22 protein-coding genes are annotated in these 22,343 nt (G+C 60.9%); 14 read left to right on the top strand and 8 right to left on the bottom strand.

The features are described 5' to 3' along the window. Nucleotides 1-277: 277 nt before the first annotated feature. From MAXJ12_RS10780 to MAXJ12_RS10755, 6 genes are all read left to right on the top strand, one after another. Nucleotides 278-715, top strand: a complete 438-nt coding sequence (locus MAXJ12_RS10780) for an SRPBCC family protein (protein WP_008835873.1) — start codon at nt 278-280, stop codon at nt 713-715. A gap of 212 nt (nt 716-927) precedes the next feature. After that, nucleotides 928-1,710 (top strand): class I SAM-dependent DNA methyltransferase, encoded by a 783-nt coding sequence (locus tag MAXJ12_RS10775; RefSeq protein ID WP_008835872.1) that lies wholly within the window; start codon nt 928-930, stop codon nt 1,708-1,710. Between the two features lie 119 nt (nt 1,711-1,829). Further along, complete coding sequence (locus tag MAXJ12_RS10770) at nt 1,830-3,176, top strand: quaternary amine ABC transporter ATP-binding protein (RefSeq protein ID WP_244421477.1); 1,347 nt, start codon at nt 1,830-1,832, stop codon at nt 3,174-3,176. A 45-nt stretch (nt 3,177-3,221) separates the two neighbouring features. Continuing rightward, nucleotides 3,222-4,151, top strand: a complete 930-nt coding sequence (locus MAXJ12_RS10765; protein WP_008835870.1) for an ABC transporter permease — start codon at nt 3,222-3,224, stop codon at nt 4,149-4,151. 82 nt (nt 4,152-4,233) lie between these two features. Continuing rightward, nucleotides 4,234-5,277 (top strand): glycine betaine/L-proline ABC transporter substrate-binding protein ProX, encoded by a 1,044-nt coding sequence (gene proX, locus MAXJ12_RS10760; RefSeq protein ID WP_008835869.1) that lies wholly within the window; start codon nt 4,234-4,236, stop codon nt 5,275-5,277. Between the two features lie 120 nt (nt 5,278-5,397). Further along, nucleotides 5,398-5,808 carry a transcriptional regulator gene (locus tag MAXJ12_RS10755; RefSeq protein WP_008835868.1) on the top strand — a complete coding sequence of 137 codons (411 nt, stop codon included), beginning with the start codon at nt 5,398-5,400 and terminating at the stop codon, nt 5,806-5,808. Nucleotides 5,809-5,944: 136 nt separating this feature from the next. On the opposite strand, the gene MAXJ12_RS38180 is transcribed toward MAXJ12_RS10755, so the two are convergent. Together MAXJ12_RS38180 and MAXJ12_RS10750 are read right to left on the bottom strand one after the other, a co-directional pair. Then, complete coding sequence (locus MAXJ12_RS38180) at nt 5,945-6,118, bottom strand: hypothetical protein (RefSeq protein WP_193364349.1); 174 nt, start codon at nt 6,116-6,118, stop codon at nt 5,945-5,947. Between the two features lie 353 nt (nt 6,119-6,471). Beyond that, a complete protein-coding gene (locus MAXJ12_RS10750) occupies nt 6,472-8,475 on the bottom strand; it encodes a BCCT family transporter (protein WP_008835866.1) in 2,004 nt (667 codons plus the stop codon). Nucleotides 8,476-8,623: 148 nt separating this feature from the next. Here MAXJ12_RS10750 and MAXJ12_RS10745 point away from each other — a divergent pair, with 148 nt between their 5' ends. Genes MAXJ12_RS10745 through MAXJ12_RS10720 form a run of 6 tightly spaced genes read left to right on the top strand, consistent with a single transcriptional unit; the run spans nt 8,624 to nt 15,461 of the window. Beyond that, nucleotides 8,624-9,325: a cytochrome c oxidase assembly protein gene (locus MAXJ12_RS10745; protein ID WP_244421476.1), complete on the top strand. Its 702-nt coding sequence runs from the start codon at nt 8,624-8,626 to the stop codon at nt 9,323-9,325. Then, nucleotides 9,315-10,457 (top strand): c-type cytochrome, encoded by a 1,143-nt coding sequence (locus MAXJ12_RS10740; protein ID WP_008835864.1) that lies wholly within the window; start codon nt 9,315-9,317, stop codon nt 10,455-10,457. The genes MAXJ12_RS10745 and MAXJ12_RS10740 overlap by 11 nt, the downstream gene beginning before the upstream one ends. Further along, nucleotides 10,457-11,449, top strand: coding sequence for a cytochrome c oxidase subunit II (locus MAXJ12_RS10735; protein WP_008835863.1), 993 nt, complete (start codon nt 10,457-10,459; stop codon nt 11,447-11,449). Before MAXJ12_RS10740 ends, MAXJ12_RS10735 begins: the two co-directional genes overlap by 1 nt. A 5-nt stretch (nt 11,450-11,454) precedes the next feature. Then, the gene (locus MAXJ12_RS10730) at nt 11,455-12,522 is read left to right on the top strand and encodes a sodium:calcium antiporter (protein WP_040585766.1); all 1,068 of its coding nucleotides are present in this window, start codon (nt 11,455-11,457) and stop codon (nt 12,520-12,522) included. Continuing rightward, entirely contained in the window at nt 12,522-15,056 is a 2,535-nt protein-coding gene (ctaD, locus tag MAXJ12_RS10725; RefSeq protein WP_008835861.1) for a cytochrome c oxidase subunit I, read from the top strand. The genes MAXJ12_RS10730 and ctaD overlap by 1 nt, the downstream gene beginning before the upstream one ends. A gap of 18 nt (nt 15,057-15,074) precedes the next feature. After that, on the top strand, nt 15,075-15,461 hold the full coding sequence (locus tag MAXJ12_RS10720; protein ID WP_008835860.1) for a hypothetical protein: 387 nt from the start codon (nt 15,075-15,077) through the stop codon (nt 15,459-15,461). Between the two features lie 179 nt (nt 15,462-15,640). Here the strand turns inward: MAXJ12_RS10720 and MAXJ12_RS38435 are convergent, their stop codons facing one another. The 6 genes from MAXJ12_RS38435 to ehuB are packed head-to-tail and all read right to left on the bottom strand — an operon-like array spanning nt 15,641 to nt 20,250. After that, a complete protein-coding gene (locus MAXJ12_RS38435; protein WP_202946681.1) occupies nt 15,641-16,402 on the bottom strand; it encodes a histidine phosphatase family protein in 762 nt (253 codons plus the stop codon). A 43-nt stretch (nt 16,403-16,445) separates the two neighbouring features. Further along, nucleotides 16,446-17,171: a GntR family transcriptional regulator gene (locus MAXJ12_RS10710; RefSeq protein WP_008835858.1), complete on the bottom strand. Its 726-nt coding sequence runs from the start codon at nt 17,169-17,171 to the stop codon at nt 16,446-16,448. Beyond that, complete coding sequence (gene ehuA, locus MAXJ12_RS10705; protein WP_008835857.1) at nt 17,168-17,947, bottom strand: ectoine/hydroxyectoine ABC transporter ATP-binding protein EhuA; 780 nt, start codon at nt 17,945-17,947, stop codon at nt 17,168-17,170. Before ehuA ends, MAXJ12_RS10710 begins: the two co-directional genes overlap by 4 nt. Further along, nucleotides 17,944-18,603 carry an ectoine/hydroxyectoine ABC transporter permease subunit EhuD gene (gene ehuD, locus MAXJ12_RS10700; RefSeq protein WP_008835856.1) on the bottom strand — a complete coding sequence of 220 codons (660 nt, stop codon included), beginning with the start codon at nt 18,601-18,603 and terminating at the stop codon, nt 17,944-17,946. The genes ehuA and ehuD overlap by 4 nt, the downstream gene beginning before the upstream one ends. Then, complete coding sequence (gene ehuC, locus MAXJ12_RS10695; protein WP_008835855.1) at nt 18,600-19,328, bottom strand: ectoine/hydroxyectoine ABC transporter permease subunit EhuC; 729 nt, start codon at nt 19,326-19,328, stop codon at nt 18,600-18,602. Before ehuC ends, ehuD begins: the two co-directional genes overlap by 4 nt. A gap of 52 nt (nt 19,329-19,380) precedes the next feature. Next, nucleotides 19,381-20,250 carry an ectoine/hydroxyectoine ABC transporter substrate-binding protein EhuB gene (ehuB, locus tag MAXJ12_RS10690; protein WP_008835854.1) on the bottom strand — a complete coding sequence of 290 codons (870 nt, stop codon included), beginning with the start codon at nt 20,248-20,250 and terminating at the stop codon, nt 19,381-19,383. A 233-nt stretch (nt 20,251-20,483) separates the two neighbouring features. On the opposite strand from ehuB, the gene MAXJ12_RS10685 reads away from it, so the two are divergent. Both MAXJ12_RS10685 and MAXJ12_RS10680 read left to right on the top strand, forming a co-directional pair. Then, on the top strand, nt 20,484-21,665 hold the full coding sequence (locus tag MAXJ12_RS10685) for a M24 family metallopeptidase (protein WP_008835853.1): 1,182 nt from the start codon (nt 20,484-20,486) through the stop codon (nt 21,663-21,665). A gap of 68 nt (nt 21,666-21,733) precedes the next feature. After that, on the top strand, nt 21,734-22,343 hold a 610-nt coding region (locus MAXJ12_RS10680; protein WP_008835852.1), incomplete at its 3' end, for a M24 family metallopeptidase.

Genomic DNA, 22,343 nt, shown 5'->3' with positions numbered 1-22,343 from the left:
GGGTGCGGCGCGGCCTGGGTGAGCGCGCCCCCGGCGAGCGGCAGGCCGTCCGCGACGAGCCTTGCGCCGAGCGTCATCAGGAAGGTATCGGCGCCAGGCGAATCGATCGCCTCGTCGAGCAGGAAGGAGAGGGAGGAGGGCAGTCGCATGCCTCATCATGAAACGGCGTTGGCCGTCTGTCATGAGGATGACGGAGGATTCTTGCGTCGAACGGCGGTTGGCCTACATTGCCGACAATACCGGAACAACATTGCGTCCTAAACGGAGGAGGCCGCCCATGACCGAGACCCTTCGCAGCGAGATCGAGATATCAGCCCCGCAGGCAACGGTCTTCGCATTCCTCACCGATCCCGAAAAGATCATGCGCTGGATGGGCACGGAGGCGAACGTGGAGGCGCATCCCGGCGGCATCTATCTCGTCAGCGTGGGTGACAAGTACAGGGCTCGCGGCCAGTTCACGGAAGTGATCCCGGTCCACCGCCTAGCCTACAGCTTCGGCTGGGAAGGGCGCGAGGACATGCCGCCCGGATCGAGCCTGATCGAAATCGACCTCGAGGAGAAGGCCGGCGGTACCCTCGTGCGCTTCACTCATAGCGGGCTGCCGGACGAGAAGGAGCGCGCCAGCCACGAAAAGGGCTGGAACCACTATCTGCGCAGGCTGGCGATCGCTGCGGCCGGCGGCGATCCGGGACCGGATACGCCACTCGAAGCCTGAGGGTGCGGGAATTTAAGGACGAGCTGTATCACACTCTCCGTGCAGCAGGATGGGCCGATCCGACTAAACGAGAGAGCAAGGTGATGGTCGGCTAACCTCCTCCTTTCCAGACCTTCTCTTGGCAATTCCAGGTGCAGCTCGCGAAAACGCTTGAGTGAGCTCTGGATTTGTTTTTCTTCCCTCCCGACCGCTCATGCCGCCAACGGGAGGTCGTGGAATTGCCGAAAGAACAGTGTCCAACGCTCTATGATTTGCCATCACTTTACGACGAGGTGGTGACGCCCGGACCCTGCGAGTCGTTTTACCGCAAGCTTGCGTGTTCAACAGCCGGCCCGATCCTGGAGCTTGCCTGCGGGACCGGTCGACTGACGATACCGCTGGCGCTGGATGGCCACGACGTGGTCGGGCTCGATGCGTCGTATGCCATGATACGCGCTGCCCGCGCCAAGGCCGAATTGAAACGTGCCGAAGCGGAATTTGTACAGGGCGATATGCGCAGGTCCGATCTGGGCAGGCGCTTTTCGCTGGTGATCGTCTCCTGCAATTCCCTTGCTCACCTCACGGCCAACGACGACATCGTCGAGTGTCTGAACAGGATCGTCAGGCATCTCGCCCCCGGCGGGCTGTTGGCCTTCGACGTCGTGAACCCAAATATCCACGATCTTGCGCGAGGAGACCAGACGAGGGGCGGCAACGGGGTCTATCAATCGGCCTATTCAGCCAATAATGAGCTGATCGCATATGATCCGGTCGAGCAGGTCCAGGTTTTGAAATGGCGGTTCCAAAAGATGGGGAGAGAAATGCCGCCTCTCGCGCCGATGCGCCTTCGTTCCTTTTTTCCGCAGGAACTGCCGCTGCGCCTTGCGTTGGCGGGTCTGGACCTTGTCGCCAGATACGGTGACTTCACCGGCGGCGACTTCGACGGCTCCAGCCCCAATCAAATCTGTGTGGCTCAGGCTGCGAACTCATGTGGCCAGCCCGAAACGGTTGCATGAAGAATGATCTCCCCTTCAGGACTCATGGTCGAGAAGGTCGTTTGGAGCAACACGAGCCCGTTCAATTTTCTGGCTTGTGATCGTCTTTCGTTTCACTCGATCACCTCACAGCCTGCGGGTTGCACAAGCGGCCACCAATCCCTATAGTCCCAGTACATCCTTCGCCCTGCCGGCAGCGCTCGCAATCCATTGCGAGATGTCGAATTTTTTGTTCGAAATCTGCTGTCGGCATAGTTTTTCCGATACATAGATGTCGGATTCCTCAATCGAAAGTAGACATGCCAGTTAAAGTATCAGTCAAAAACATTTTCAAGATATTCGGAATGGAGCCCCACCGCGGCCTTGAGTTGCTCAAGAACGGTCGTTCGAAGGAAGATATTTTCGAGGAAACCGGGCAGACGGTCGGGGTCGAGGACGCCAGTTTCGACGTCGAAGAAGGCCAGATTTTCGTAGTCATGGGACTTTCCGGGTCGGGAAAGTCGACACTTGTCCGGATGATCAACGGCCTCATCGAGCCGAGTGCCGGGCAAATCATCATCGACGGCGACGATGTTGCAAGTTGTTCGCCCGCGCGTCTTCGCGATATCCGCCGCAACAAGGTTTCGATGGTATTCCAGCACTTCGCGCTGTTTCCGCACAAGACCGTTGCAGAAAACGTGGCATTCGGGCTGAAGATCAAGGGCATGCCTGCTGAGGAGCGCCGCAGACGCGCCATGGAAGCGCTTGCGCAGGTCGGCCTGGAGTCTCGTGCCGACAGCTACCCCGATGAATTGTCCGGCGGTATGCAGCAGCGAGTGGGTCTGGCCCGCGGACTTGCCGCGGAGCCGGAGATTCTTCTCATGGACGAACCCTTCAGCGCTCTGGACCCCCTCATCCGGCGCGATATGCAGGAAGAACTGCTCGAGTTGCAGCGGACGCTGAAGAAGACAATCATCTTCATCACCCATGATCTCAATGAGGCGCTTATCCTCGGCAACCAGATCGCGATCATGCGCAACGGTCGTTTCGTGCAGACTGGAACGGCAGAAGAGATCGTCGCGAATCCTGCCAACGACTACGTCGCCGCCTTCACCCAGGACATCGACCGTTCGCGCGTCTTCACCGCAGACAGTGTCGCCGGACCTGCCGACGCTGTGCAACTGTCAACAGATACCGCCAAGAACGCCATCGAGCGCATGGAGGCGGCCGGAAGCGATGCGATCTACGTGCTCGACGGCGAGCGCATTGCGGGCGCAGTCACCTACCGGGATCTGACAGCACTGATGCGCGACAATGGCGGCGCATTGGCGAGTGCGTTGATCACCGATTTTCCATCGGCAAGGCGCAGCACCCCGCTCTTCGAATTATATTCCCTAGCGCAGTCCGGACTGCCTATCGCCGTCACGAACCGAAAGGGTCGCCTGGACGGCGTCATCGCGCCGCAAGCGGTGTTCGCGAAGCTCGCCGGCGAAGCCGCCGCAGCCTGAGCCCTGGCGCAATCGGCCGGGAACGCCCCGGCGAAGGAGACATCAATGGTCAGTCCATCTGACTTCCTCACCATACCGCTGGACGACTGGGTCAACTTCTTTGTGAAGGATTGGCTTGTGCCCAATTTCCGCCCTGCGTTCCGGGCCATGCAGTGGCCGATCACGCAGGTGCTGAACACGCTCGACGGCGTACTTAACGCCATCCCGATGGTCCTGTTCACCGTCGGGCTCTCCCTGATCGCCTGGCGAACAGCGGGACGAGGCGTAGCCATTTTCACGCTGTTCGCACTTGCTTTCATCGATATGATCGGGCTTTGGCCGGAAACCATGACGACACTGTCCATGGTGGTTACGGCAGTATTCTTCTGCACCGTGATCGGCATTCCATTGGGCATCGCCGCCGCTGCCAGCGACCGGTTCCAGGCGGCCCTGCGTCCCGTGCTCGATATCATGCAGACGATCCCCTCCTTCGTCTATCTCGTTCCGATCGTCATGCTGTTCGGTGTCGGCATGGTGCCGGGCATCATTGCGACAATCATCTTCGCGCTGCCCCCGATCATACGCTTGACCAATCTGGGCATCCGCAACGTCCGTGGCGATCTCGTGGAGGCTGCGACCGCTTTCGGCGCGACCGCATGGCAGACCCTTTGGGAGGTCCAATTTCCGCTGGCGCTGCGCACGGTGATGGCGGGCTTGAACCAAACCCTTATGCTGGCGCTGTCGATGGTCGTCATTGCGGCGCTGATCGGCGCCGGCGGCCTCGGCCTCACGGTCTACACCGGCCTTGGCCGCCTCGATGTCGGCAACGCCACCGCCGGCGGCATCGGCATCGTACTGCTGGCCATCGTCCTCGACCGCATGACCCAGGGACTGGGGGAGAAGCGCTCCGTCCGCACTGTATCCCTGGCGGCGACGTTGAAATCCCTGTTTTCGCCGAGAGCTGTTTCCTCCGGCCAAACCGAACGGGCAAGCTGATGCTTGTCGCGGCCGCCTTCCTGTGCGGCCCCCGTATCCTGCAGCAGAGCAGGCAACATTAACTGAATAAGGAGACTTCCCAATGAAGAGATCACATCTCTCGCAATTCCTGATTGTCGGCGTATCGGCAGCAGCCCTTTGGGCGGCGCCGGTTTCCCTCGCCACGGCGCAGGAAATGCCGGGCGAAGGCACCACCGTGAAAATGGGACAAGCCACCTGGGACACGGGCTGGTTCCATGCCGAGATCTACAAGCAGCTTCTGCAGAAGCTCGGATACGAGGTCGAAGGACCGACAACGCTCGACAATCCGCCATTCTATCAGGCGGTCTCGCAAGGCGATCTCGACCTGTGGGTCAACGGGTGGTTCCCGCTCCACAACACCTATGAGAGCACATTCTCGCAAGGCGCTGAAAAGGTCGGCCACGTTGCCGAAGGCGGTGCGCTGGAAGGTTATCTCGTCGACAAGGCTTCGGTAGAGAAGTTCAACATCAAGACCTTGGACGATTTCAAGCGCCCGGAGGTCAAGGAAGCGTTCGACCGCAACGATGACGGCAAGGCCGACCTGGTCGCCTGTCCGCCCGGTTGGGGCTGCGAGGTCAATATCGAGCATCACCTCGATGCCTACGAACTCCGCGACCACGTTAATCCCATCAAGGCAGGCTACGCTGCCTCTATGGCAGATGCGATCGCCGCTTATGAACAGGGCGAGCCGATCCTGTTCTACACCTGGACGCCAAACTGGACCGTCAACGAACTGGTTCCAGGCGAGGACGTGATGTGGATCGAGGTTCCGGAAGTCGACCTGCCGGAGGAAATGGCTGAGCTTGAAGACGCGGCCACACTTGCAGGCGTTAATGGCTGCGTGGCCGATCCCTGCAAGCTGGGGTTCCCGGCCAATGACATTCGTCCGGTCGCGAACTCTTCGTTCCTGGAGGAAAACCCAGCCGCCAAGGCATTGCTCAGCGAAGTAAAGATCCCTCTCGACGCAATCTTTGCCCAGAACGCAAAGATGAATGCCGGAGAAGGCGATCCGGAAGACATCCAGCGCCACGCATCAGAGTGGATCGAGGCAAATGGCGACCTCGTCGAGGGCTGGCTTACCAGTGCGCGCGAAGCGGCGATGTAGAGCCTGATGGAGGCAGGCCTATCGGCCTGCCTCCAATTACAGCGGCTACCGCCGGGCACCGAACACGAGGGCCGTTCATGCGCCTTCATCAACCTGACCGCCAAAAATTGGAGATACATTATGGTTCTGCAAACAAACCGGGTCGACCTCGGCTCAGAAGACACGCTTGGGGGGCGCATGTCGTATGCTCGCGAACTGGCTGAACTGGACATGAGCGAAGCTGCACAACGGCTGGGCGTGATGACCTCGACCTGGAAGGCCTGGGAATGCGATCGCGACAGTCCGCGCGCCAATCGTCTGTTTATGATGGCCGGGATTCTTGGCGTGACACCCGTTTGGCTGTTAGCGGGCAGAGGGCCTGGTCCCGTAGAGACATCATTGTCACAGCGCTCAGATTCACTCACTACGCAATTGGAGTCGGCACTGGCTGATGCGGCTGCATCGCAGCAGCGGATTCAGCAGATTGGGGAGCTGATGCGCATTCAATCTCAAGCAGAAAATCCCAAAAAACCTCTCGTCCCCAATGCGTAAACTGCTGACGGCTTCGTTCGACCGGGACGCCTCACGTCCCTGCGATGGTACCGCTTTCATGCGGCTGGATGGCATCTAGTCGGCTTCGAACGGCGAAGCGGCTGACGCGGGAACCAGATCACAACCGGGTTGTCATTCAGGACGGCAGTTCGGCCAACGTGTTCTCAATCGCAGCGATATTGAGTTCAAGATCGGCCACGCGCTGAATTGTACTGAGGCTCGGCAGAGTGGGGGACTCCGCGGCGGCGAACAGCAGCTTCTGCTGTTCGTCTTTAAGCCGCTTCATGAGCGCCGTCAGTCGTTCTCGCATGTATGTGCCCCTCGCCAAATATGGCTATATGTCACCATTGCGCAGTTTGTCTATCGCGACCGCTGGCTGGTTGAGGCACATATCCTTCAGCGGTCACATTCCAGATCAGCGACCAACCTTCTTCTATCCGCCGATTCTGATTTGCTCTGTTTGGAGCTATTCCCCCCGGATGAGCGATCCGCCAGCATTTTCGAGCACAACGAAGACCCTGCGCGTCCCGATGGGAAGGTCTTCCGAGCCGTAGTCGCCTGGAGCGAACCTCGGTGTGCAATTCTTCGGGAATCGAGCCCTACGATTTAGCCGTAGGTGCAATAGCCAACCGTTATCGCCAATGCCCGCTCCGGCGCCAATCCTCATTGCCGTGTGGGCACATCCTGCGCATGTTCGGGTGCGGCGGTTACTAGCGAGACTTCTGGCGACTGGACAAGGTTCAGGTAGCGTTCGAATTGTGCGAGCACATCGGCGATGATCTGCTCCTGCGCCATCCCCATCAGGTCGTAGCCACGGCTGCCATCGCTGAAGAAGGTGCGCGCTTCGAACCGTAATTCCTCCTGGGCGGCTTCCAGCGCCGAAAACGCCGGAAGCCGATGAGAGGCTGGCTGCACACCATAGACGAAGTCGCGCACGCCGATTGCGGGAACCGTGAGCGAGACAGATTGACCTCCGTCGCCACGAGACACCACTGCCTTGCGGCCGCGCTTTTCCAGTTCTTGCGCAACGTTTTCGAGAGCCGGCGCGACGACATTGGCGATGTGATCGGTCACCTCGATCTCGGTCGGGGCTTTCAGGATCAGGCCCAGCCTCCGCTGCCAGGTGAGCCCGGTGGCGGGATGCGCCTGGGCCGAGACAGCCGCGGGGCCGACCTGCCCCTGCGCAAGGTCCGCCGTCATGCCTTTGAAGAGCGCCCAGACCAGCATCAGCATGATCAGCGAAAACGGCAACGCGGTGGCTATCGTTGCCGATTGCAGCGCAGCAAGGCCACCGGCGAGCAGAAGGACAGCCGCAATTAGGCCTTCGAGAGCGCACCAGAACACACGCTGGGTTATGCCCGTCTGGGTCTCGCCGCCCGCCGCTATAGTATCGACGACGAGCGAACCCGAGTCGGAAGAGGTGATGAAAAACACCGCTACGAGCAGGACGGCCAGTGACGACGTGATTGCAGGAAGGGGAAGGTACTGGAAGAACTGGAACAGCGCGACGGACAAATCCTCGGCCACTGCGGTGGACAAGGCGCCGTTCGCAACTGTCGTGTCGATGTAGAGGGCGGTGTTGCCGAAAACGGTCATCCAGAAGAAGGTGAAGCCTGCCGGGATGAAAAGCACGGCGACCACGAACTCCCGCACCGTCCGGCCTCGGGAGATGCGCGCGATGAACATGCCGACGAAGGGCGACCAGGAAATCCACCAGGCCCAGTAAAACAGTGTCCAGGCGTCGATCCACGGGCGCGGCTCATAGGCATAGATATTGAAAGTCCGCAGCACGATCGTGTCGAGATAGAAGCCGATATTCTGCACGAAATCACGCAGGAGCTGGGCTGTCGGACCAACCGCCAGCACGAACAGCATGAGCAGGACAGCAAGGATCAGGTTCAGTTCGCTCAACCGCCGGATGCCTTTGTCGACGCCGGTAGCGACAGAAATGGTGGCGACCGCGGTGATGATCGCGATCAGGACCAGTTGGACCGGAGTGTCGTTCGGCAGGCCAAGGAGATAGTTGAGGCCGGCATTGATCTGCAGGACGCCAAATCCGAGCGACGTAGCCACGCCGAAGAGCGTTCCGCAGATGGCGAAGATGTCAACAGCGTGTCCGAGCGGTCCGTCTATGCGATTCTTGAGCAATGGGTAGAGCCCGGAGCGGACCGTAAGTGGCAGGTTGTAGCGGTAGCCGAAAAACGCAAGCGACAGACCCACCACGGCATAGATCGCCCAGGCATGCAGACCCCAGTGGAAAAACGTCACGCTCATCGCCTGGCGTTGTGCCGCGATGGTTAGCGGTTCGGCCTCGGGAGGAGCGGCGAAATGGGTCATCGGCTCGCCTACGGCGAAATACATGAGCCCTATGCCCATGCCTGCCGCAAACAGCATTGCCACCCAGGACACATACCGGAAATCTGGGGTTGAATCGTCTGGCCCGAGCTTCAGATTGCCGAAGCGACTTGCGGCGAAGAAAACGACGGAGGCGAGGAAAATTGCCACTGAAAGCAGATAGAACCAGCCAAAGGACGCGAGAATCCAACCCTGCATCGCGGCAAAAATACTCTCCGCCTGGCTGGGAAAAAGGACACCGGTCACGAGGAAAACGGTCGTGATGGCGACGGAGCCGAAAAACACGGGAGGATTGATGACGAATCCGGGCATTGCACCGATCTGAGAGCAGCAAAGGATAGAGTTTGCCTACTAACCACTAGATGTCGGTTAGGTTCATTTATGAGATCGGTGGCTGCTCGCGCGGAAACACAGCAAGACGGCACCTCTCCCGCCAATCCTTTGTTCCGCAATCGCCCACATGGCGCATCCTGTAAAGTGGGAAAGCCTCACGCATCGCCGCTGTCGAGCTTGGCTCAGCGACGGAACATTTTCTGCGGATACTGGTTCAACGATCATGCTTTACGTGGGGCCGCTCTCGCAGCAGATGGCGATTCACATTTTGCTTATGAACGCCTTGGCGCCACTTCTGGCGCTGGCGGTCAACCGAAGGTTTGGCGACCGTTTGCCATTGCCCAAACTGTACCCTGCAGTGATCGCGCAACTTTTGGTTCTGTGGGCATGGCACGCGCCGCCGATGCTTCACACGGGGACGCAGTCGCACATCCTCCATTCGATCATGCTCGCGTCGTTTCTGACATGCGCGCTGTGGTTCTGGTTAGCCATTCTTTCGATTAAGGATGACTACCGTTGGCGCGCCATTCTGGCGCTGCTCATCACCAGCAAACTGTTTTGCCTTCTTGGTGTTCTTCTGGTTTTCGCGCCGAGAGCCCTTTACCCGGATCTCTTGATTGCGCACCCGCCAGGGGCGATGCACAAGATGGACGACGCGCTTGCCGACCAGCAACTCGCGGGTCTGTTCATGCTTGTAGCCTGTCCGGCCACCTACGTCCTGGCCGGCATCGTCATCGCCGCGCGATGGTTCTTCGACCTCGACGCCGACGACACTTCAGACCGCCAAGTGCCTTCACTTGCCGTGCGAGAGGCGCGGCATGTGGGCTAAACTCGCACCGAACCGGCTGATCATTTCCCTAGCTATCATCCTAATTCTTGTCGTCGCCGCCGGGGCCGCGTTCGTATGGTCGGGCTTGTACAATGTAGCCGCGTCGCGTGATCATTTTTGGGTAACGACATGGATTCTGGAAAAAGTCCGTGAACAGTCGGTCGAGACGCATAGCACATTTATCGAAACTCCCCCGCTCGACGATCCCGACCTGGTCCGTCTGGGCGCCGCTCACTACGAGGGAGGATGCGTTCCCTGCCATAGCAGGCCCGGAGAACCCATCAACGCCATCGTCAGCCAAATGCTGCCGTCGCCCCCCCATCTGGCCGACGTCACTGCTGGGGAACCCCCGGAAGAACTCCATTGGATCGTCAAGCACGGCCTGAAATACACTGGCATGCCCGCCTGGCCCGCCCCCATCCGCGACGATGAGGTTTGGGCGCTCACAGCCTTTCTGATGGAGTTGGCCGGCGGCGAGATGGACAACTACCGCCAACTGGCAGGCCTCGACCGGGTACCGCCTGGAGCACTCGCGGGGACAGAGCCGACACACCGAACAGAGGCCGTCGCCCTGACCCAATGCATCCGCTGTCATGACGATGCGGCGGTGTCGACCATCAGCAGTCTCGTTCCCAAACTCGGCGGGCAGTCGATCGGATACCTTGAGCGGGCCTTGAAAGAGTACACCGCCCGCGTGCGGCCGAGCGGGATTATGCAGCCTGTCGCCACTCATCTCGATGACAGAGAAATTGCGAAAATTGCCAACTACTACGCCAATCTCGATGCTCAGCCGGGACAGCGCGGCATCGATCCGGCGAGGATAGCGCGCGGGCAGGCGCTGGCCACCGAAGGCGATCCGCAAAACGCGATCCCTCGCTGCCTTGCCTGTCATTCACATTCTCGTGCGGCGGAGTTTCCCGCGCTCGCCGGACAGCACTCCGACTATCTGGCCGGCCAGTTGCGCGTCTGGCAGAGCGGAGGTCGCGACCGCACCGCATACGGCCAGATCATGGCTCCGATCGCCCGCCGACTGACGGAGGAGCAGGTACTCGACGTAGCGAGCTACTTTGCATCGCTGCCGCCGGAGGCGTATCGGAATGAATCGGCCTCGGCATTACCGGATTCAAAGTGATGCGGGACCGATCCTTTCAGGCTTTCGCGGCGCTTCCCGTTCTGTTGATCGTCGCCGGCTGCGTGGACGTACAGTCGGCTCTGAACCCCGCCGGGGGAGAGGCCGAGCGCATCCACACGCTCTCCTGGATTCTCATCATCTTCTGTTCGGTTGTTTTTCTCGGTGTCGCCATAGCCACCATAATCGCGTTGTTCGGAAGTCATCGATGGCGACAGCGATTGGCCGGAGAGCGACTTGTCATCGGCGCGGGGCTTATCTTTCCCGCGGCAGCGCTTTCGGCTCTGCTTGGCTACAGCGTCGTCATCATGGGCATCGCAGGTTCTGCCGAGGGGGAGGACGGCCTTCGCATATCGGTGGTCGGCGAACGCTGGTGGTGGCGTGTGATCTATATCGCTCGCGACGGCCGCCGCATCGAGAGCGCCAACGAGTTGCGCGTGCCAACCGGCCAGCCCGTCCGTCTCGAGCTGACGTCCGCGGATGTGATCCATAGCTTCTGGGTGCCGAAGCTGGCAGGCAAGCTCGACATGATACCAGGCCGCACGAATACGCTGACGCTCAGCGTAAGCGAGCCAGGCATCAGCCGAGGACAGTGTGCTGAATATTGCGGCGGCGCCCACGCGCTGATGTCATTCTTCGTTATCGCCATGCCCCCCGCCGATTTCGAGACGTGGCTGGCGCGCGAAAGCGAACCGGCAGCGGTTCCCGTCGACGAAGCAGAAATCCAAGGGCACGCGCTATTCGTGCAGAGCGGCTGCGGCGCATGCCATACCGTGCGCGGTACCGACGCTAGTGGCACGATCGCACCCGACCTCACTCATGTCGGAAACCGGCATTCACTGGCTGCGGCGACACTGCCCAACAACGCCGAGGCCTTTGCGAGTTGGATTCGCGACAATCAGCACATCAAGCCTGAGAATCTGATGCCGCCCTATGAAATCTACACCGAGCGGGAACTTGGCCAACTGGCCACCTACCTCGAGAGCCTGAGGTGACCGACATGTTTGATTTCGCCGCCATGGGTCTTCCTATCAATCTCGCACTCTTCGCCGCGGGGGCGGCTGCTGTCTGGTTCGCCGGCGTGCGGATCACCCGCTATGCCAATGTCATCAGCGACAAGACCGGCATGGGGCAGGCGCTGGTTGGGCTTTTGCTGCTCGGCGGGGTCACCTCGCTACCCGAACTGGCGGTGGCGGTAACCTCCTCGGTCAGCGGCGACGACAGCCTCGCGGTCAACAGCATCCTCGGCGGCATCGCGATGCAGGTCGCGATTCTTGCTGTTGCCGACGCGCTAATCGGCAGACGGGCGCTGACTTCCATAATTCCCGACTCGGTCGTTATCCTGCAGGGCGGCCTGAAAATCCTGCTGCTCTCGATCGTCGCCGCGGCCATCGTGGTCGGGGACGTGCCCATCCTTTTTGTCGGCTTGTGGATGTGGCTGCTGGCTATTGGCACGGGGATCAGCATGTGGGTGCTGTCACGCGCTCAAGGCGACAAGCCGTGGGTTCCGGGCGACAGCGAGATAAGCAAAGAGAAGGAGGAAAAGCAGGCGAAGAAGGAAGCGGGGAAGGACAAAGACAAATCCCTCAACTGGGCGGTGACACGGGCCGCGATAGCCGGCGTCGTCATCGTCGTCGCCGGCTATGTTCTGTCGCGCAGCGCCGACGCGATCGCGGAGGCGACGGGGCTCGGGCAGAGTTTCGTCGGAGCCGTCTTCGTAGCTATCGCGACCTCGCTGCCCGAGGTGAGCACTGTGTTCAGCGCCATGCGCGCGGGACTCTACACGATGGCGATGTCCGACATCTTCGGCACCAACCTGTTCGACACCTCGTTCCTGTTCGTGATCGACATCACCGGCGGCAGCGACGCCGTGATCAACAGCGCCGGCAGGTTCGAAGCTTTCGCGGCTCTGATCGCAATCTCGGTGACGGCCATCTTCCTTGTCGGCCTAGCGGAACGGCGCAACCGCACCGTCTTCAGGATGGGCTACGATTCGCTTGCCGTCATGGCCACCTATCTCGCCGGGCTGATCATTCTCTATTTCCTGCGCGACACGGGCGGCGGCTGATGGATCTTACGCCGCATCCGATCAATCCGACGCCGCGCCCGCCGGGCGAACTGGAGGAACTGAAGCGCGTCTGGGCGACACCCAAGGGCTGGCGGATCGTCACCGCCGTCAACAACACGGTCATCGGCCTGCTCTATATCGGCGTGGCGTTCCTGTTCTTCCTCATGGCAGGCGTCTTGGCGCTGCTGATGCGGACGCAACTGGCTGTCGGCAACAACGACTTCATCGGCCAGGAACTCTACAACCAGATGTTCACGGTCCATGGGACGACGATGATGTTCCTCTTCGCCGTGCCCGCCGTCGAAGCGCTTGGCGTCATGCTGCTGCCGCAGATGCTGGCCGCGCGCGACCTTCCTTTCCCGCGCCTCAGCGCATTCGCCATTTGGGCCTATGTTGTTGGCGGGCTCGTCTTCTTCTCGACGATCTTTTACGACCTCGCTCCCGCAGGCGGCTGGTTCATGTATCCGCCGCTCACGCTCACGGAATACTCGCCGGGCGATAACGCGGATTTCTGGCTGCTGGGCATCGGCTTCATCGAAATCTCGGCGATTGCGGGCGCGGTCGAGATCGTGGTCGGGACGTTGCGGACCCGTCCGCCCGGCATGTCGCTCGCCAGGATGCCAATATTCGCATGGTCGATGCTGATCTTCGCGTCGATGATCATGTTTGCTTTTCCGGCGGTCATTTTGGCAACCATGATGCTGGAGATAGAACGATCCTTCGGCTGGCCTTTCTTCACAGCAGCACTTGGCGGCGATGCGCTTCTTTGGCAGCACCTTTTCTGGTTTTTCGGTCATCCCGAGGTCTACATCATCTTCCTGCCGGCGGCCGGGCTCGTTTCGATGATCGTGCCGACCATGGCGCAGACGCCGTTGATCGGCTACCGCCTCATCGTCGTGGCGCTGATCGCCACCGGCTTCTTCTCCTTTGGCCTGTGGGTTCACCACATGTTCACCACAGGCATCCCTGCGCTCAGTCTCACCTTCTTTTCGGCGGCAAGCATGGCGGTGGCGCTTCCCTCCGGAATCCAGGTGTTTTCCTGGATTGCAACCATCGCCGCCGGGCGCGAGCGGTTCCGCATCACCACACCGTCGCTGTTTGTCCTGGGCTTCCTGTTCATCTTTACGGTAGGCGGACTGACCGGCGTCATGGTCGCCATGGTGCCGTTCGACTTCCAGGTGCACGACACCTATTTCGTGGTCGCCCATTTTCACTACGTGCTCGTAGGCGGCATGGTTTTTCCGCTGTTCGCCACCTTTTACTACTGGGCGCCGATGGTAAGCAAAAACATGCTGTCGGAACGCCTCGGCCGCTGGGTTTTCTGGCTGATGTTCCTCGGCTTCAACATAACGTTCTTCCCGATGCACCTGACCGGTCTCCTCGGCATGCCTCGGCGAGTCTGGACGTATCCGTCGGAACTCGGTTGGGACACACTCAACATGATCTCGACCATCGGCGCCTACATGCTGGGAGCCGGTGTGTTCCTCTTCGTCTTCGACCTTGTCCTGCGCTTCCGCCCCGGTGGAGGCGGCCCTGAAAACCCGTGGCGGGCTGGAACGCTGGAGTGGCTGCCGAACGACGTCTATTCGACGCGCAGCATTCCGTTCGTGACCAGCCGCGAACCGATCTGGGACCAGCCGAACATCGCTGAAGACGTCAGGGAGGGTCGTTATTTCCTGCCGAACGCCCCGACTGGTGGCCGCGAGACGATTGTGACGTCGCCCATTGACGCTCGTCCGCAATACATAATTCAGATGCCAGGGCCGGGATGGCCCCCGCTGTTGGCGGCGATTTTCACCGCTGCATTCTTCCTGCTTCTGACGATCAAGCTCGTCGTCGTTGCGGTGGTCTGCGGCGTCATCGCGGTCGCCTTCTGCCTCATCTGGACCTGGAGTCTAGATCCCGGTCCGGCGAAAGGTTCGGTCGATATCGGTGGCGGCATAAGTCTGCCCACATATGCGACCGGACCAACGTCGCATTCCTGGTGGGCGATGGTTGTGCTCATGTTCGTAGCGGGCTCCCTCTATCTCGCTTACGTCTTCTCCTACTTGTTTCTCTGGACCGTATCGCCCGAGGTCTGGGCGCCGGCCGGCTCGCCTGCGCTTCCGGCATTGGGGTGGCCCGCCACATCCACATTCCTCCTGCTCGCCGGCGCAGCGTTAGTCGTTACCGCCGGGCATCTGCTGCCGCCAGCGGGGAAATTCGGCGTAGCGGTTCCTCTGGCTATCTTTCTTGCCTTGGCATGCCTGGCGGGATCGCTTGCGATCGAGATTGCGGGGCACTGGCGCACCGGACTGTCACCGTCTGCAAACGCATATGGCGCCATGGTCTATCTCGGGGTGTTCCTATTCGGGCAGTTGGCCTTCACGCTTGTGATCATGGGGCTGTTCACCATCGCGCGGCATGCGGCAGGCAAGCTCGATCGCGAACGGCGCGTCACCTTCGACAATCTGGCGCTGCTCTATCACTACACCGTAGTCCAATCACTGCTTGGGCTGGCGCTCATTCATGGCTTTCCGAGGCTTGTCGGCTGAAACCGAGGGAGGCGAAAAATGAAAGCAGGAAATGATGCAGGTCCTCTCACTGGGGGGATTTTCTATCTGTTGATTGGTCCGGTTATCTGGGCTGCTCATCTTTTGCTCGTCTACGGCCCGCAGTCGGCGCTCTGCGCCTTTCGTGCAGACGGTATGACGGCAGTCGCTCCCTTTGTGATAACGGCGTTGGTCGGCGTGTTGACAGTGATATCGATGGCGGCGCTGGCGCTGGTCCTGTGGCGACCGCGCCAAGTCGCGCGACTGCTCCGTTTCAAGGCAGCAGCAGAAACCGACCGGCGCTTCGCGATCTCGGTCATGCGCCTGCTGACGGTCCTATCGTTCGCCGGCGTCACCTGGGCGGGCGCCGTGGCGCTGTTCCTCGATCCCTGCGCTCAACTTCGTTAGGGCGCCCGTGAACATTTCGCCGGAAAAAGCCGGACGAGAACGCGGCCTGATGCTTCCCGTAAGAGTTGAATGGCTTCGCCGCGCGTGTCGTCGCTTCCAACTGTGCAGCGGGAAGGTTCCAGCGGAACGCGGCCGGTATCATTCGGACCGGAGGATTCCCTAAATTGCCGATGCATTATTCAGAAGGGTGCGGGCACGCGGCCGATGAGTTCGACGGGACGACCGGTATGAATCCGCACAACAATCAGCTCGCCCTGATCAGGTACTTCGCCAGTCAAGCCGGTGATGTTGACCTGATGCGTGACGAAGACGGCAGGGCCATCAAAGCGCTGCTCGCGGAGCCAGTCCAGGAGAGCGGCCGAGCGTGCCGGTTCCGCTGAGCTGTCGCCGAAGAACGAATTGAGCAGGTCGAGCGGCTCGACCTCGCCCAAGCCGAGCAGGCGGGCGGTGTCGAGGCAGCGGCACCACTGGCTCGAATAGACGGCCGCCGACGGGATCCCGTTCGCACGGAACAGATCGCCGATCGCGCGGGATTGAGCTCGTCCTTCTTCCGAGAGATTCCTCTGCGTGCTGCAATCGCCGAGCTTGAAGTCGGGTGGATCGCCGGAACCCGGAGCTTCGGCATGGCGCAGCAGGATGATGGCTTTTCCCGACTGCACCTCCGCCCAGAACGGCTCTGCGGCCTGCGCTTTCCCGAAACCTGCGGCTACGGGCGACAGTATAAGAAATTGTCTGCGTCCAATTGGCATTTCGCTCTGACTCTCTAACCAGATCGGCATGCTGAGCTTATCAGGGATGGGCTTCGGCTCCACCGTCAGAACTTCGCTGAAGTATTTGACGACGGCCTCGCGACCGCTGGCGGCGTTCGGATTGTGCTGGATACTCCTCCGAAAGGAACCGGTCTGCCATATCGTGAAGACGCCGCAGGCCAACGTCTTCAATGACTCAGAAGGGATGACGCCTACGCCTTCTGAAAAACTGGCATCACCGATCCGCGTCTTCCTGCTTTCCGGGGTGGTGCATCATGCGGTGGAAGCTCATGGAAATATGCGCGCGACGTATGTGACCGATGGATTCCCAGTCGCCAATTTCCGCGGCGGCCAGAACCTCCATCATCTCGCGGCGGAAGGCGATGAATTCCTCCACCAAGCCAAGCTGCGGCATCAGCTTCAGCACGACGCGCGCGACCTGGAAATAAAGGCGCTCGCTGATCTCGCGTAGTGGCTGGTTGCCGGTCATCGCAGTCAGCTCGTAGAAAAAGTCCATGTTGAGGCGCAGAAAGGCGCGCTGATCGGGATTGAGGAGGGCGGAATCGCAGCGCGCAATGAGCGCCCGAATTCTGTCGAGATCGGCCGCTGTGCGCGGGATCGGCGAAAGCCTTCCGATCAGCAGCGCCAGTTCCAGACGCAGATGGTATACCTGCTGCAGTTCCTCGATGTCGACGTCGGTGACGAGCGTGCCGACGCCATGGACGGACTGAACCAGACCTTCGGATTCAAGCCGCGCCAAGACACGGCGAACCGGCGTGCGGCTGATCCGGAACTCCTGCGCCAATTCTTCCTCGGAGAGGTGACTTCCGGGCGGGTAGTCAAGCAAGCAGATGCGGTCGCGCAAAATGCGATAGATTCGCTCGAACCGTTCCCGCGCCGAAAGCGGGCGCGGCGCGGAGGCAGCTTCCGTTACAGTCGTGGCGCCCGTTTCAAGCGTCATCCGGCCTCCAGGACGGCGTGCAGGAATTGCCGTGTCCGCTCATTCTTAGGCGCACCGAAGAGTTCGCTTGGCGGGCCCTGTTCGCAGATCTTACCTGCATGGAAGAAGCAGACGCGATCGGAAAATTCCTTGGCGAAGCCCATCTGGTGGGTAACCATCAGCATTGTCAGGTCATGTTCCCTGCCGAGTTTCCGGATGACCTCCAGCACTTCACCGACAAGTTCGGGATCGAGCGCCGATGTCACCTCATCGAACAGCATGATCTTGGGCCTCATGGCGAGCGCCCTGGCAATCGCAACGCGCTGCTGCTGGCCGCCGGAGAGCTGCGAGGGATAGTGGCCCTTCTTCTGCGACAGTCCGACCATGTCCAGAAGCTCGGCGGCGCGCTCTTCCGCTTCGGCCCGTTTCATGCCGAGCACCGTTATCGGCGCCTCGATGCAGTTCTGCATCGCCGTCATGTGAGGGAAGAGGTTGAACGACTGGAACACCATGCCGATCTTGGCTCGGATCTTGCGGATATGGGCGAGATCGGCGGGCACCAGCTTGCCGTTCCGCTTCATGTGGGTAAGCGGCTCGCCCTCGACCCAGATCACGCCGTCATTGATCGTTTCCAGCGTCATCAGCATACGCAGCACAGTGGTCTTTCCCGAACCGGACGGGCCGATAATCGAGACTTTCTCGCCACGGGCCACGTCGAGATTGAGCCCGTCGAGAACGGTCAGCGCGCCGTAGCGTTTCGAGACGTTCTCAAAGCGGACCATTGGTTGTTCGGTCATCGCATGGTCCTCCGGTTGAGCACGCCTTCAAGTGAGCGGATAAGCGCGGCCGAAACCAGGCTCATCGCAAGAAAGAACAGGCCGACCAGAGTGATCGGCTCGGTGTAGCGGAACGTCTCGGAGCCGATGATCTTGGCGGTCTGCATGAGTTCCAGGACCGCGATCGCCGAAAGCAGCGGCGTCTCCTTGAACAGCGCTACGAGATAGTTGCCGAGCGCCGGCACGATTGGCGGGATGACCTGCGGGATGATGATGTCGCGGAAGGTCGTCCATTGCGAGAGATTGAGCGCGATCGAGGCTTCCCACTGGCCGCGATGGATATTGTCGAAGCCGGCGCGGTAGACCTCCGAGCAGTACGCGGCGTAGTGGACGCCGATGGCGAGCACGCCGGCCGTGAATGCGTCGAGCACGACGCCGAATTTCGGGAAGACGAAATAGAGGAAGAATATCTGGATGAGCAGAGGCGTCGAGCGGATCAGTTCGACGAGCACAGAGATCGTCCAGCCCGTCCACGGTACGGCGATGCGCACTACCGCGAGCACCAGGCCAAGCGTGGCGGCGATGGCGAAGCCAAGCACCGTCGCCTGGATGGTGACGATCGCCGCACGACCGAGCACGGGTAGGATTTCGAAGGCAAAAGCCCAATCCCAGATCATGCCGCCCTCCCCCGCGCCAGCCCGAGCGACGCACGCTTCTCGAGAAATCTCATGCCTATGGTCAGCACCAGCGACATGGCGAGGTACATCAGCAGGACGAGGGTAAAGATCGGAATGGTCTTGAACGTGTTCTGGTTCATCTGCTGCGCCTTGAAGGCGAGGTCCGAAAGCGTGATCAGCGAGACCAGTGCGGTCGATTTCAACAGCTCGATGAACAGATTGCCCCAAGGCGGGATCATGGCGACGAAAGCCTGCGGCAGGATGATCCGACGCAGCATCTGGGGGCGGCTCATGTTGAGCGCGATCGCCGCCTCCCACTGGCCGCGCGCGACGGCCTGGATCGCACCGCGCACGACTTCAGAACCATATGCGCCGACATTCAGGCCGAGCGCCAGGACAGCGACGGGGAAAGCATCGAGCGAGAGGCCGAATTGCGGCAGCACGAAAAACAGCCAGAACAGCTGCACCAGCGCCGAAGTGCCGCGGAATATCTCGACATAGACCGTCGCCAGCCATCGGAGTGGCGCCGGGCCATACATCCGCGCCAGCGCGGCAAGCACGCCCATGACGACGGCGAGCAGGCTGCCAAGCACGGCGATCTCGATCGTCAGGACCGCGCCCTGCAAAAGCCCCGGCAGGAACAGGCTATATTCTTCCTGCGTCGCCAGCACGCCGATCACGGCAAGTGCTGCGACAAGCATGCCAACCAGTGTACCGATTCCCATCTGCGCCTCCAAAAAAAGGGGCGGCGCTCTCGCGCCGCCAGCAGTTGGGAACTTATTGGCCGGCGCAGAGCTCGGCTGTGGTCTTGTTCGGCAGATAGTCCTTGCCGAAGCCGAGCGGTTCGACCAACGCGATGTGCTCCGGCGAACCAAGGAAGGTCTTGAGCTCGGCGTTGAAGGCTTCCAACAGATCGGTGTCTTCCTTGCGGAAGCCAAAGCCACCGTGGCCCTTCACCGACTTGCCCGCGACTTCGCCGAACGGCTTGGTCGACTCGACGCCATCGGCCTTCTTGGCCATGTCGGCTATCGAAAGGGCGGTCAGCGCGGCTGCGTCGGCGCGGCCCGACTGGACGGCAGCAACGAGGCTGGACTGATCGGGCAAGGAGACGATCTGCTCCGCGGAAACGCCCGCGTCCTTGGCATAGCCGCCCTCGACGGCGCCGGCCATCACGGCCACCTTGAGATCGGCATTGTCCTTGATGCTGGAATAATCCTTGATCCCCTTCGGGTTGCCCTTGGCCACCAGCATAGCTTGGCCGATGCCGTAGGACGGTTCGGAAAAATTGATCTCGGCGCAGCGCTTCGGATTGATAAACATGCCGGCTGCGATGATGTCGAAGCGGCCGGCCTTGAGGCCGGGAATAAGCGAACCGAATTCGGTCAGCACGCCGTCGACCTGCGCGATGCCCATCTTGGCGAGCACCGCCTTGGCGACTTCCGGCGCTTCGCCGGTCAGCTTGCCATCAGGCGTGGCGAAGCCGAACGGCGCCTCGTTGGCGAAGCCGACGCGGATAAAACCCTCTGCCTTGGCCTTCTCGAGCGTCGACTGCGCCTGAGCCGGCAGCGATGTGAATGCCGCTCCGGCGAGAGCCAGAACAGCGGCCGCCTTGACGAGCGAACGGCGGGATATCGGTGACTTGAACATGAGTTCCCCTTTTTTTGATTTGCGCGGTTACCTGGATCGGCCTTTCTCGCGAAGCCGTCGCCAAGCTCACCTGACGTATACAACTCTGCTAGACATCTGACAAGCGAGGATGTTACATCCACCAGAAATCTGGACATCCGTCGGGTTTTGCGTTCCTGGTTGTCGAATAGTTGTGCACAATTGAACTTTGTATGAGAACCTTGTGCCTGGAACATGGCAGCGCTGGGAGGAACATGAGCGGCTTCGGGATATTCGCGGATACGGAATACGCACGGCGCCTGGCCGATGTGAAGGCGCGCATGGAAAAGGCCGGCTTTGACCTGATCATATGCCAGGATCCCGCCAATATGTGCTGGCTGACCGGCTATGACGGCTGGTCGTTCTACGTACCGCAATGCGTCTTGGTGCATCTCGAAGAGGAGCGGCCGATCTGGTTCGGCAGGGCGCAGGACGCCAAGAGCGCGCGCATGACCACCGGCCTGCCCGAGCGCAACATCGTTCCCTTCTCGGAACGCCTGGTCCAGCAGCCGGTCGAGCACCCCTACGACGAACTCGCCGATCTCATCCGGGCCCGCGGCTGGGGAAGAGCGCGTATCGGCGTGGAGATGGATGCGCACTATTACACGGCGCGCTGCCACGCCCACCTTGTTCAGGGCCTGCCTGAGGCGCGCTTCGCCAATAATCATGACCTGGTGAATTGGGCGCGGCTGATCAAATCCGACGCTGAACTGGCCCTGATCCGCGAGGCCGGCCAGATCTGCAGCCATGCCATGAACCACGCTATCGGCAAGATGCGGCCTGGCGTTCCTCAGAACCACATCGTTGCAGAGATCTATCACGCACAGATCATGGGCGTGCCGGGCGCCGGCGGCGACTACGCCGCGATCTGTCCGCTTATGCCGGTCGGCGAAGGCACGAGCACGCCGCATTTGACCTGGACGGACGAGCCGCTACCGGACAACGGCCTCGCCATACTGGAAATCGCCGGCGTACGGCGTCGCTATCATGCGGCACTGACCAGAACTGTCCATTTCGGCAAACCGCCCAAAGCCTACCTCGACATGGCGAAAGCCATCGTGGAGGGCGTCGACGCCGGCCTCGAATTGGCACGGCCCAGCAACACCTGCGAGCAGGTTGAGGCCGCCTGGCAGGCGGTGCTGCGCAAGAACGGGCTGAGGAAGGAGAGCCGCGTCGGCTATCCGGTCGGGCTCGCCTATCCGCCTGACTGGGGCGAGCGCACCGCGAGCCTGAGGCCAGGCGACACGACCGAATTGCAGCCCGGCATGTGTTTTCACTTCATGGCCGGTGTCTGGCTCGACGATTTCGGCGTCGCCATTTCCGAATCCTTCGTCGTCACGGAACGGGGCGGCGAACGCCTCTGCAACGTGGCGCGCGAACTTATCATTATCGACTGACTGCCCGGCCACGGCGGTCACGCCACCTGCGAAACACGTCAACATCGGCAACAAGTACGAGAAGCCTTATGGACCGCAATCCCTTTTCCGAACCCGAGATCGATGGCCGCCTCTCCAGGGTCCGGACGGAACTGGCGCGGCGCGAACTTGACGCTGCGATCTTCGCGTCTCCGGAAAACACCTTTTACCTCACCGGGCTCGACCACTGGGGTTATTTTGCCCCGCATCTGCTGATCGTCCCACTCGACGGAAAGCCGGTCCTGATAACCCGCTCGATGGAGAAAGTGACGATCGAAAACCAGGTGAAGGCGGCGGAATTCCGCGGCCATTCCGACAGCGAAACCGCGGCGGATCTCGCCGCGCGCGTGATCGCTGAACAGCGTTTGACTGGCAAGCGGTTAGGCTTGGAGTATTGGACATCGGGGCTCAGCCACGGTCTCGCAGCCAAGCTCCAGGCTCAGGCCGACGCCGAATGGAGCGACGTTTCCGGACTTGTCGACCAGATGCGGCTGGTGAAGAGCGCGGAGGAGCAGGCGCTGATGCGCCGCGCTGCAAAAGTGACGGACGCCGCCGCGGGGGCTGCGATCAGGGCGATTTCCGACGGCGCCTCCGAACAGGAGGTGGCCGCTGAATGCGTGGCAGCGATGATCCGCGCCGGCGGTCATGCGCCAGGCTTCG

This window comes from Mesorhizobium alhagi CCNWXJ12-2 (genome assembly GCF_000236565.1).
Classification (GTDB): domain Bacteria; phylum Pseudomonadota; class Alphaproteobacteria; order Rhizobiales; family Rhizobiaceae; genus Allomesorhizobium; species Allomesorhizobium alhagi.
Note: the sequence above shows the minus strand (reverse complement) of the source record. Positions and strands in the feature narration are given on the sequence as shown.